This window comes from Luteibacter sp. (assembly GCF_051958795.1).
Classification (GTDB): Bacteria; Pseudomonadota; Gammaproteobacteria; order Xanthomonadales; family Rhodanobacteraceae; genus Luteibacter.
Map to the genome: position 1 here is coordinate 1 of NZ_JBQCFT010000339.1, position 11033 is coordinate 11033.

The window sequence follows — 11033 nt, forward strand, 5'->3', positions numbered from 1 at the left end:
AGGATCCATAGGTACTTCCGCCCCGGCTGGCCAACCATCGACCACTGGTAGTCGTCATCCAGTGCGATGACCCAGTAGTCGGCCCAGACGAGGGGCAGCCAGCGGAGCCACGGCGGGACGAAGGTGACCTCGAGCTTGCCGCGGGCGAAGGCCTCGGGGCGCCGGGCGATGCCCTGGCTGGCGATCTCGCCGTCTTCGGTACCGCAGCGGTTCTCCACGGCCACCGTGCCATCGACGTTCGGGGTGTAGCGGGCGGTGACGTTCCCCGTGCATTTCCGCTGGAAATACATGGGCAGCCGGGCGATTTCGTGCCAGGTGCCGGCGTAGCGCTCCAGGTCGAGGTCGGCCACGGCCGTGACCGGCGCGGAGGCGATGCCTGGGTTGGCCATGGCCCCGTTCAGGGCCGCGAGGAGGTCGCGCATGGCTGGATTCCGTTAAAGCGAACGCACTACGATGCCGATGACGGGTGAATCCCCAATAAATTGCGCCACCGGAACCGTGCCATGGACCACGAGGACAGCCCCGCCAAACGCCCGCTCTTCACGCGGCTGCGCGAGCGGCTGGTGTCGCCGGGGGCGGCTCACGTGGATTCCGAGGCAGGGATGATCGTGGCTACGCCGGGCGTGTTCAGGATGCGCGAGGTGCCGCTGGCCCGGGTTTTCCGGGTCGAGGCCGGCAACCGCGATACGGACGCCTGGGACAGCGTGTTCCTGTTCTTCCACGTCGATGGGGAAGAGACCCTGGTGCTCTCCGAGCACGACAAAGGGTTCGTCGAGCTGGTCGATGACCTGCAGGCGACCTTTCCCGGCATCGAGGGCTGGGAGTCCGCCGTGCCCTCGGTGAAGTTCCAGCTGACCTCGGTGGATCTGTGGCGTCGTGATGCGCCCGATGCGCCTGTCGCCGATACGGCTGAGGCGCCGTAACAATCAGCCTTGCAGGTGGCCCGTTGTGGGAGCCCAAGATCGCGAAGCGCTAGGCCATCTTTCCATATGCCTCGGCCAATCGCGTTGTTACCCAGGGAAAGAAGTCCGTGGACGAGCGGTCGATCACCTCCTTCAGTCGAACGACGTCAAAGATGATTTCGTCATTGGGTCTGAGCTCTGCGAGCGACGCCTTGGTGACCAATATGCCAAACGGTTCTGAGGGGTTTTCGTAAAGTAACCAAGCCTGGTCATCACCGCTCGCCACCGTAAGGCCGGGCCAAACGGGGTCAGACTTCCGGTATTCGGCCACACGCTTGACGTTGAAAAGCATGCCGTCATCATCGGTCCATATACTGCTGGATGCGCGATGCGGGTCGAATGACCCATCGGCGTTGTACTCAACCGATGTGGTGCCGCCACGGCCGTTCACGAGGAGAAGCCGATCAAGCTCCGCGCCGACGTCAGATCGAGCTGTCCATGGTGTCTCGAAGAAGTAGGCGAAACGAAAGCCTGGTTCCAGAAAGACGTAGTCTGGAAAGGTTTTTTTCCAGTCAACGATACGGCTCAAGGCAGCTTTGTTCTTTCTCCGATCCGGCTTGTCCATTGGCCATCCCCTGTTCGCTCGATTGATCGATCTATGCAAATACGGCAATTGCAATGCCGTGTTCGGCCAGTGCCAGTGCTGATGGAGCAATCGCCGAGTCGCCTGGGCCGAGCATGGTTCCGTCGGCATCGGCATACCCTTTGACAAGGTATGCGAGGCTTGCATGCTCGAGTGTGCGTGGTCCATGGACGACCTTGAGCGTTGCCGAACAGACGCCACGCCGCACCATCAGGTTGAAGTCGCGCGTGGCGCCGCCTGCGAGGCGTACATCGACCTTCGCCTCTCCGGGAAAGGCAAAAGGCTCACACGGCGTCGTGAGCGCATGTTCGCGCTCGCCATCGATCACCATCGTGAATCCCGCGCCTTCGATCAGCACGATGGTGCGATCGATGCCAGGGAACACAGAGAACGGCGAGGCGGTATCAACATCGGCGATGCTGACCCGCCACGCGAAATCCTCCATCGACGCGCCGGCCGGTTCGACCGCCAGCTCACGCGTGATACCCAGCCCGTTCTTCCACGGCACGGCTTTCAGTTCGTCAAAGCGAATGATCTTCATGCGACGCGCTCGATCTCACGGGCGAAGGGTGGGAGCGCGCGTAGCATGCCGGTGCCGTAGCGCTTGGTGATGACGCGGCGATCAAGCAGCACGATGCGGCCGGTATCGGTTTCCGTACGAATCAGGCGGCCGCAGTACTGCGTGAGGATGCGCGTGGCATCCGGCACGCTGACTTCGATGAACGGATTGCGGCCGCGCGATTCGAGCCATTCGGCGTAGGTCGCACCGACCGGATCGGTCGGTACGGCGAAGGGGAGTTGGGTGACGACCACCGTTTCGCACAACTTGCCGGGCAGGTCGAGGCCTTCGCCAAACGACGCAAGCCCGAAGATCGTGCTGCCCTTGCCGGCTTCGATATCCGCGCAGTGTTCGGCGATCAGCTGGGCCTTCGCCAGCGAACCCTGCGCACGCACACGTCGCACGTGGTCGATCGGCAACACCTGCAACACGCGGTCGAGCTTCGCACGCGAGGTGAACAGCACGAGGTTGCCGGCATCCCAGTCGAGATGCTTCGCCAGCCAGCCCGCGACCTCACGCGCATGGCCTTCGCGGTCGTCAGGCAGCGTGTTGAAGGCGGGGACTTCCAGCTTCGCCTGTCGTTCCAGGTCAAAGGGAGAAGGCAGGCTGATGGTGACCGCTTCGTTCGGCAGGCCGACGGAATCGGCAAAGCCACGGAAGTTGCCGCCCGCCGAGAGTGTCGCCGAGGTCATCACCACTGCTGACGCGTTGTCCCACAGCACGTTCCGCAGCAAGCCGCCCGCGGATACCGCAGAGGCATGGCAGATGAGCTGCTGGTCCGAGCCCATGCTCACCCAGCGCGCCAGCGGCGGCCCGTTCTCGCGATCCTCGGTCGACCACGCGTACCACGTGCGCACCTGGCGCTCGAGTCGCTCCAGTGCCATGCCAAGCTCGCGCGAGAGAGCTTCCTGCGTGGGCCCACCGGCTTCCATTTCCACGACGGTGCGGCGCACCGTGCGCAGCCAGCGCTGCACGTCGCGCGTCACCGTGTGCAGGTGCGAAGCGTGGATCACCCAGTTCTCGGGCAGCTGGCCGAGCGAAGCGCGGAACACGGGCTCCAGCTCGCTGGACGATGGTGTCCACGAAAGCCGGATCTCGCGCTCGATCTCCTCCAACGCGTTCGACATCTCCAGCATCTTCTCGTCGCCAGTTTCCAGCGTGAGGTTGCCGATGGATTCCTTGTCGGTAAGCGAATACGCCGCGTGCACCTGGTTCTGCAGGCGGCCGATGCGGCGCACCGCGCTTGCGAGATGCACGTCGGCGGCGCCGCGATCAATCGCCTTCGACGGCACGTGATGCGCCTCGTCGAAGATGTACAGGGTTTCTTCGGGCTTCGGCAGGATCACGCCGCCGAACGTGTCTTCATCGCGCGGCATGGTCAGGTCAGCAAGGACGAGGTCCTGGTTCGCGACGACGATGTCCGCTTCGCCAATCGCGCGGCGGGCGAGGAAGAACGGGCACACCGCGAAGGCGTTGCACTTGCGGCCGGTGCAGCCGCCCGCGCTGGTGGTGATCATGCCGCGCACCAGGTCCGACAGCGGCTCGGGACTGGTATCGATGTCGCCGTTCCACTCGCGCGATTCGAACGCCTTGCCGAGCTTCTCGATGGCCTTCGTATCGCGCTCGGCCGGCGGCCGTGACCACAGCGCCACGTCGGCGTCGAAATCGAAGCCGCCCTGGGCGCTGGGCTCCGAGCCAGCCATGCGGAGGTTGCGCGGGCACAGGTAACGCGCACGGCCCTTGGCCAGGGCCACCTTGGCCTCGACGCCGCACAGCTTCATGTACTGCGGGATATCGCGCTGGACCAGCTGCTCCTGCAGGGCCACGGTCGCGGTGGCGATCACGAGCTTCTTCTTCTGCGCCCGCGCCACCTCGAGGCCGCCGATCAGGTAGGCCATGGACTTACCGGTGCCGGTCGGCGCTTCGATCACAGCCGCGCCCGCCGGCTCAGCCAGCGCCTTGGCGACCTCGGCGATCATCTTCAGCTGCGACGGACGCCCGCGGAACCCCGCAAGGCCGTCCTTCAGGCGCGCATAGGCGGCGCGGATCGCGGCTTTGGTGTCTTCGGTGAGCATAGCCCACCAAGGTTACCCTATCGGGGTCTCACCCCGTGTCGTCAGCGCGCGTGGATCGGCGGGCTGAGGGGTGCGCCAGCGACCAGTCCCGCCACCACCCAGGTGTGTTCCTCCCACGTGCCGTCGGCTTGCTGGACGTGGATGGCGACCGGGCGGCCGAGGCTGTCGGAGAGACCAGGGGCCAGGCCTTCAGCGGCGTGGATGGCGTCGGCTTGCGTGGGATACCGGCCGAGCGTGTCGGCGGTACCGTGGCGGACGATCCACGGTCCCTGTGTCGATTCGTTGTACGGAATGAACAGTTGGGCGGAGCTCGATGCCATGGAACCCTCGCATAGGTCGGTGGTCAGGCCAGACGAACGGGCCGGGGGCGGATGCCGCGGGCCTTGGGTTCCGACGCTACGCCTAAGCGGCTAAAAAAACCATTAAGCCTTGTTCCGCAAGGGTTTACGAAGCAAAAGGGCGCGGCGGAAGCAGTCGGGAGCGTGCGTATTGATCAGTCCCGTGGCCTCCATCCAGGCGAATACGATGGTCGGCCCCACGAAGGTGAAACCGCGCTGCTTCAGCGCCTTGGAGACCTGCTCCGAGAGCGGGCTGTTCGGCGGCACCGGGCCCTCCCAGGCCAGGGGCTCGCCGCCAACGAAATGCCAGCAGAACGTGGCGAAATCCTCGCCGGCGTCGCGCATGGCCAGGTGGGCCTTCGCATTGTTGATGGCGGCGCCGATCTTGCTCCTCGAGCGGATGATCCCCGGGTCGGCGAGCAGGCGCTCCACCTCGCGCGGACCATAGGCCGCCACGACCTCCGGGTCGAAGCCCTCGAACGCGGCGCGGAAGCCATCGCGGCGGGCGAGGATCGTCCGCCACGACAGCCCGGCCTGGAACCCGTCCAGGACCAGTTTCTCCCAGAGCTTGCGGCCATCGCGCTCGGGGACGCCCCATTCGCGGTCGTGGTAACCGCGCATGAGCTCGTCCGCGTCGCCCCAGGCGCAGCGGACCAGGCCGTCACTCACCCGGCGAAGCCGAGGTAATCCAGCTTGCCGACGCCCACGCCGTTGTGGCGGAGGATGTCGTACGCGGTGGTGATGTGGAAATAGAAGTTGGGCAGGGCGAACACCATGAGGTACTCGCTCGCCGTGAAGGTGCGCTCGTTCGGGCCGAACTTGCGCGTGATGGTGCGCGACGCGCCGGCATTCACCTTCTCGGCGGGTACGGACTTGATGAAGTCCACCGTGCCGTTGATGCGCGCGATCAGCGGGTCGATCGTTGTTTCGTTGTCTTCGAACGCCGGCGGATCGACTTCGGCCACGCGGGCGATGCCGAACTTGGCGGTGTCGCTGGCGCGCTGGACCTGGCCGGCGAGGTTCAGCATGTCGGGGGCGAGACGCTGCTCGACCAGGGCGTCACCGCCATGTTCCTTCGCCTTGGCCAGCAGGTCGGCAAGGACGCGGAAACCGCGGATGTAGGCGGCTGCGGAGGCTTCGTGTAGCGAGATGCTCATGGCGGTGGCTCCTGGGTAATCCATCGATGGTGGGGCGGGCGGGGCGCGCCTTCAAGGCCCGTGCGCGCTGGAACCCAAGGGACTACCATCACCCGCCATCCCCGCCACGAACGGTCCCCCATGTCCTCTTCCCCACCGGCACCCGACGCGATCGTCGCGGTGCGTGGCCTGTCCAAGGAATACAAGACGGGCTTCCAGGCACTCAAACATGTCGATCTCGAGATCAGGCGCGGCGAAATCTTCGCGCTGCTCGGCCCTAACGGCGCCGGCAAGACCACGCTGATCAGCATCATCTGCGGCATCGTCAACGGCACGGGTGGCAGCGTGGCCGTCGATGGCCACGACATCGTGCGTGACTACCGTGCCGCGCGCAGCCTGATCGGCCTGGTGCCGCAGGAGCTTTCCACCGACGCATTCGAGACGGTGTGGGCGACGGTGAATTTCAGTCGCGGCCTGTTCGGCAAGGCACCGAACCCCGTATACCTCGAGCGGATCCTGCGCGAACTCTCGCTGTGGGAGAAGAAGGATTCGAAAATCATGGCGCTCTCCGGCGGCATGAAGCGCCGCGTGCTGATCGCCAAGGCGCTCTCGCACGAGCCGCGCGTGCTGTTCCTCGACGAACCCACGGCCGGCGTGGACGTCGAGCTGCGCCACGATATGTGGCAGATGGTGCGTCGCCTGCGCGAATCGGGCGTCACCATCATCCTCACCACGCACTACATCGAAGAGGCCGAGGAAATGGCCGACCGCATCGGTGTCATCAACCACGGCGAGCTGATCCTCGTGGAAGACAAGCGGACGCTGATGCAGAAGCTGGGCAAGAAGCAGCTTTCCCTGACCTTGCAGGCTCCGCTCCAGTGCGTGCCGGAAGGGCTCGAGCACTGGCCCCTGGAGTTGTCGAAGGATGGCCTGAGCCTGACCTACACCTTCGATACGCAAGCCGACGACACGGGTATCGCCGAACTCCTGAAGAAGCTCGGCGCGCTCGGTATCGACTTCAAGGACCTGCATTCCAGCGAGAGCTCGCTGGAAGATATCTTCGTCAGCCTGGTCAGGGGAGGTGGCCTGTGAACATCCACGGTATCCGCGCCATCTATCGTTTCGAGATGGCCCGTACGTTCCGCACGCTCACCCAGAGCATCGCGTCGCCCGTGCTTTCGACGTCGCTGTACTTCATCGTGTTCGGCGCGGCGATCGGCTCGCGCATGGGCGCGATTGGCGGCGTGAGCTACGGCGCCTTCATCATCCCTGGCCTCATCATGCTTTCGTTGCTCAATGAGAGCATCTCGAACGCCTCATTCGGCATCTACATGCCGAAGTGGGCGGGCACGATCTACGAACTGCTCTCGGCCCCGGTGAACTATGTCGAGGTGGTGCTTGGCTACGTCGGCGCGGCGGCGACGAAGTCGATGATCCTCGGCGCGCTGATCCTCGTGACGTCTCGCCTGTTCGTCGATTACCAGATCATGCACCCGGTCTGGATGGTCGCATTCCTGATGCTGACCGCGGTGACCTTCAGCCTGTTCGGTTTCATCATCGGCCTGTGGGCGGATGATTTCCAGAAACTGCAGGTGGTGCCGCTCATGGTGATCACGCCGCTCACCTTCCTCGGTGGCAGCTTCTATTCCATCAACATGCTGCCGCCGTTCTGGCAGAAGGTGACCCTGTTCAACCCGGTGGTGTACCTGGTGAACGGCTTCCGCTGGAGCTTCTACGGGCAGGCCGACGTGAACGTCGTGGTGAGCGTATCGGCCACGGTGGGCTTCATGCTGGTGTGCCTTGCCATCGTGTGGTGGATCTTCCGCACGGGGTGGAAGCTGAAGAACTGACGCGGTGCAACGCCTTGTAGGAGCCCACCCTGTGGGCGACGCCGTTCGCGATGAAGCCACGGATCTTGGGCTCCATCGCGAAAGATGTCGCCCACAGGGTGGGCTCCTACGGGTCGCTTACTCCGGCTTGCCGATGAAATCGGACTTGCCGAGCACCACGCCGACGCCGCGCAGGATCGCGTAGGCGGTGGTGCAGTGGAAATAGACGTTCGGCAGCACGAAGCCGAGCAGGTACGGCTGGCCCTTGAAGTGCATGTCGCCCGAGCGCAGCTTCAGCACGATCTCGCGGTTCTCGCTGCCGTCGATCTGTTCCGGCTTGAAGCCCTTCAGCATGTCGATGACCGAGGCGATGCGCGCCTGCAGCTGGTCGAAGGTGGTCTCGTTGTCTTCCATCTTCGGGGCTTCTTCGCCTGCCAGGCGGAAGGCGGCGCCCTTGGCCATGTCGGTGGCGATCTGCACCTGGCGGACCAGGGGGAACATGTCCGGGGTGATGCGGGTGTTCAGCAGCACTTCTTCGGCGATGTTGCGTTCCTTCGCGTGTTCGGCACCCTTCTTCAGCACGCCGGAGAGGTTCGTCAGGGCGCGGACGAGGACGGGGACGGTGGTCTGGTACATCGTGATGGACATGGACGGGCTCTTGGTGGTGGGTCGGCCGGCTGGCCGGGGCGGCGCGTATTGTGCGCGCGAAAAGCTACGATAGGGGCATGAGCGAGCCCGAGGCAGCACGGTCGACACGGCGCGGCGCCCTGGACATCCTGCGGGTGCGCCGGGCGCAGCGGCTGCTCGATCGGTTGTTTAAGGGGCTGCCGCTGGCATCGCGCCTGCGCGTGGGCCTGTTCATGGCGTTCAAGGCCATGCTCGCCTCGATCACGGCCTACGGCGCCGGCTACGTGCTGAAGCCGGAGGAAGCGTTCTGGGCCGCGATCAGCGCGGTCGCGGTGACCCAGCCCCACTATGGCGACACGCGCGGGGCAGGGCGCGACCGGGTGCTCGGCACGACCTTTGGCGGCATCGCGGGCCTGCTTGGCCTATGGGTCGGCGGCACGGGCGACCTGGTGTCGTTCGCGCTGGCCCTGGCGCTGGTCACCGTGGCGTGCTGGACCGCGAACGCGGGTGCAGCGGCGAAGATTGGCGGCATCACCTCGGCCATCGTGCTGCTGGTGCCGGCGACCGGCCCTCGCTGGGAGGTGGCCGCATCGCGGCTGGGCGAGGTGATATGCGGCACGATATGCGCGCTGGCGGTGGGCTGGCTGGTATCCCGCCTGGAACACCGCGTGGAAGCAAAGGCAGAAGGGGACGAGGGTTGATCCGCAAACATTCCGAACACCACCGGCTAGGCCGCCTGGGCTGGCTGCGCGCCTCCGTGCTGGGCGCCAACGACGGCATCCTTTCCACCGCCAGCCTGCTGGTTGGCGTGGCTTCCGCGGAAGCGGCAGCGTCGAGCGTGATGATCGCCGGCGTCGCTGGACTGGTCGCCGGCGCCATGTCGATGGGCGCGGGCGAGTACGTTTCCGTGAGCTCGCAAGCCGACAGCGAGCGCGCCGAGCTCGCAGTGGAGTCGCGCGAGCTGCGCGAGGATCCGCATGGCGAGCACAAGGAGCTGACCGAGATCTATGTGCATCGCGGCCTCGATCGCGATCTGGCGCACAAGGTGGCCGAACAGTTGATGGCGCATGACGCGCTGGAAGCGCACGCACGCGACGAGCTGGGGCTGTCGTCCGCCACGGCCGCGCGGCCGTTGCAGGCGGCCGCGGCCTCGGCGGCCAGCTTCGCCGTGGGCGCGATCGTGCCGATCCTCGCGACGGCCGCCACGCCGCGCGAGCACATGGCGACGGTGACTGTCGCGGTCTCGCTGGCGGCACTGGCGGTGCTGGGCGCGACGAGTGCTCGGCTCGCCGGCTCGGCGATGTGGCGCGGCGTCGTGCGGATCCTGTTCTGGGGCGCGGCGGCAATGGCGCTTACGGCGGCGGTGGGGCGCTTGTTCGGGGTCGCGGCGTAACCGATCGCGTAGGAGCCCACCCTGTGGGCGACGCCGTTCGCGGTAGCGTCACAGGGCCTGTAGCGGTGAGGCGAAAGATGTCGCCCACAGGGTGGGCTCCTACGAGTCGCCGGTTGTGTGATGTTCTCAGCCAGCCACGCAGCGGTTACGGCCGCCGTTCTTCGCCGTGTAAAGCGCCAGGTCGGCGCGTTCGAACACGGACTGCGGCGTATCGCCCTGGCGGAACTGCGCCACGCCGATCGAGGCGGTGACTCGCACCGGCTGGCGACTGGCGTGGAAGGCGAGGTGCTGGATCTTCCCGCGCAACCGCTCGCATACCTGCAGCGATTCGGCTTCGTCGGCACCATCGAAGATGACGATGAATTCCTCGCCGCCGTAGCGCGCGACGAAATCCACCGGACGCACGTGCTTCAGCAGCGCCTGGCCGATCACACGCAGCACCGCGTCGCCCGCGGTATGCCCATACGTGTCGTTGATGCTCTTGAAGTGATCGATGTCGATCGCCGCGATCGAGAGCGCGCGCGAGGTCGTCAGCCAGCTCTCGTAAGCCGCCTCGATACGCTTCTCGTAGGCCAGCCGGTTCGGCATGCCGATCATCGTGTCGGTCTGGGCCAGCTCGTGCTCGCGCTCCAGCGAACGCTGCAACGCGTTGCGCTCGGTCTCGAGCTGCTCGACGCGCTGGCGCATCTTCTCGGCGCGGTCACGGTACGCGGTGAGCCGCGAGCCCTCGCGTTCGCGGAAATCGCGGAAGCACGCGGCGATCGTCTCGAGGCTCGCGTTCACCCGCTCGCGCAGCTCGTGCGCATCCTCGGCCTCGAGGATCGCTTCGCTGAGCAGGCGCATCTCGTGGGCCACCGAGGCATCCAGGGCCTGGCCGTTGGATTCGCCGGTGGACTGGTCCGCGAGCTCGCGGGCCATGTACTGGGTCATCTCGTCGAGGCGGCCGGCCACGTGGCGCAGCACCGCCTGCAGGGCATCGATCTCGCGCTGCATGCCGATGCGCTGCTCGTTGACCAGGTCGGCGAGGCGGTCGCTGCAAGTCGCCAGGGCGACCAAATCGCCCGCATCGGCGACGTCACGGCGCAGGCCGTTGGCGCGGTCGGCCAGCTTGGGCTGGACGACGAGCCGGTCGACGAGGCGGTGCAGGGAGGCCTGGACCGACGAGCCGTACTCGGTGCGCTGCGGCCGGGTGATCGGGATGGCACGCTCTTCCGGGACGCGCAGGGGCCGGGTGGCCAGGCCTTCCAGGGAGTCACGCAGGCTGTTGGAAAGGGTTTCCAGCACCATGGCGTCCGCCGCGCCGGCGGCAAGGGCCGCGCTCAGGCGCTCGATGTGCGGATCGACCTGGTCATGCGCCCCATGGGCGGCGCGGGTAAGACTGGCGACGAGCTGGCGGAGCACGGACTCCACGGCCCGCCATTGGGCTTCCTCACGGGTGAGCCGTTCGACGGACTCGCGGTATTTGTTTTCCCAGAGCTGGCTGTCCAAACGCACGCCCCGACCGTCGCGTGAAGTTTCTTAATAACGTGGC

The 11033-nt window shown here is 65.9% G+C and carries 14 protein-coding genes; 5 read left to right on the forward strand and 9 right to left on the reverse strand.

The window, feature by feature from the left end:
• A partial coding sequence (locus tag ACTHLF_RS17705; RefSeq protein ID WP_440329030.1) for a lipocalin family protein occupies window positions 1-422 on the reverse strand: 422 nt, incomplete at its 3' end.
• An 81-nt stretch (window positions 423-503) separates the two neighbouring features.
• On the opposite strand from ACTHLF_RS17705, the gene ACTHLF_RS17710 reads away from it, so the two are divergent.
• Entirely contained in the window at window positions 504-923 is a 420-nt protein-coding gene (locus ACTHLF_RS17710; protein ID WP_440329031.1) for a hypothetical protein, read from the forward strand.
• A gap of 49 nt (window positions 924-972) precedes the next feature.
• Here ACTHLF_RS17710 and ACTHLF_RS17715 read toward each other — a convergent pair whose 3' ends face one another.
• The 6 genes from ACTHLF_RS17715 to ACTHLF_RS17740 all read right to left on the reverse strand — a co-directional run bounded on the left by ACTHLF_RS17715 (window position 973) and on the right by ACTHLF_RS17740 (window position 5674).
• On the reverse strand, window positions 973-1527 hold the full coding sequence (locus ACTHLF_RS17715; RefSeq protein WP_440329032.1) for a hypothetical protein: 555 nt from the start codon (window positions 1525-1527) through the stop codon (window positions 973-975).
• Window positions 1528-1558: 31 nt separating this feature from the next.
• Window positions 1559-2086: a HutD/Ves family protein gene (locus ACTHLF_RS17720; RefSeq protein WP_440329033.1), complete on the reverse strand. Its 528-nt coding sequence runs from the start codon at window positions 2084-2086 to the stop codon at window positions 1559-1561.
• The gene (gene dinG / locus ACTHLF_RS17725) at window positions 2083-4179 is read right to left on the reverse strand and encodes an ATP-dependent DNA helicase DinG (protein ID WP_440329034.1); all 2097 of its coding nucleotides are present in this window, start codon (window positions 4177-4179) and stop codon (window positions 2083-2085) included. The genes ACTHLF_RS17720 and dinG overlap by 4 nt, the downstream gene beginning before the upstream one ends.
• Window positions 4180-4220: 41 nt before the next feature.
• Window positions 4221-4499: a DUF2188 domain-containing protein gene (locus tag ACTHLF_RS17730; RefSeq protein WP_440329036.1), complete on the reverse strand. Its 279-nt coding sequence runs from the start codon at window positions 4497-4499 to the stop codon at window positions 4221-4223.
• A gap of 102 nt (window positions 4500-4601) precedes the next feature.
• Window positions 4602-5186, reverse strand: a complete 585-nt coding sequence (locus ACTHLF_RS17735) for a DNA-3-methyladenine glycosylase I (protein ID WP_440329038.1) — start codon at window positions 5184-5186, stop codon at window positions 4602-4604.
• Window positions 5183-5674, reverse strand: a complete 492-nt coding sequence (locus ACTHLF_RS17740) for a DUF1993 domain-containing protein (RefSeq protein WP_440329039.1) — start codon at window positions 5672-5674, stop codon at window positions 5183-5185. The genes ACTHLF_RS17735 and ACTHLF_RS17740 overlap by 4 nt, the downstream gene beginning before the upstream one ends.
• A gap of 120 nt (window positions 5675-5794) precedes the next feature.
• On the opposite strand from ACTHLF_RS17740, the gene ACTHLF_RS17745 reads away from it, so the two are divergent.
• Window positions 5795-6745, forward strand: a complete 951-nt coding sequence (locus ACTHLF_RS17745; protein WP_440329041.1) for an ABC transporter ATP-binding protein — start codon at window positions 5795-5797, stop codon at window positions 6743-6745.
• Complete coding sequence (locus ACTHLF_RS17750) at window positions 6742-7503, forward strand: ABC transporter permease (RefSeq protein ID WP_440329042.1); 762 nt, start codon at window positions 6742-6744, stop codon at window positions 7501-7503. The genes ACTHLF_RS17745 and ACTHLF_RS17750 overlap by 4 nt, the downstream gene beginning before the upstream one ends.
• Before the next feature lie 117 nt (window positions 7504-7620).
• Here ACTHLF_RS17750 and ACTHLF_RS17755 read toward each other — a convergent pair whose 3' ends face one another.
• A complete protein-coding gene (locus tag ACTHLF_RS17755; protein WP_440329044.1) occupies window positions 7621-8130 on the reverse strand; it encodes a DUF1993 domain-containing protein in 510 nt (169 codons plus the stop codon).
• A 77-nt stretch (window positions 8131-8207) separates the two neighbouring features.
• Here ACTHLF_RS17755 and ACTHLF_RS17760 point away from each other — a divergent pair, with 77 nt between their 5' ends.
• Together ACTHLF_RS17760 and ACTHLF_RS17765 are read left to right on the forward strand one after the other, a co-directional pair.
• Window positions 8208-8810 (forward strand): FUSC family protein, encoded by a 603-nt coding sequence (locus tag ACTHLF_RS17760; protein WP_440329046.1) that lies wholly within the window; start codon window positions 8208-8210, stop codon window positions 8808-8810.
• The gene (locus ACTHLF_RS17765; RefSeq protein WP_440329047.1) at window positions 8807-9502 is read left to right on the forward strand and encodes a VIT1/CCC1 transporter family protein; all 696 of its coding nucleotides are present in this window, start codon (window positions 8807-8809) and stop codon (window positions 9500-9502) included. The genes ACTHLF_RS17760 and ACTHLF_RS17765 overlap by 4 nt, the downstream gene beginning before the upstream one ends.
• A gap of 126 nt (window positions 9503-9628) precedes the next feature.
• Here ACTHLF_RS17765 and ACTHLF_RS17770 read toward each other — a convergent pair whose 3' ends face one another.
• Entirely contained in the window at window positions 9629-10996 is a 1368-nt protein-coding gene (locus ACTHLF_RS17770; protein WP_440329048.1) for a GGDEF domain-containing protein, read from the reverse strand.
• Window positions 10997-11033 lie beyond the last annotated feature (37 nt).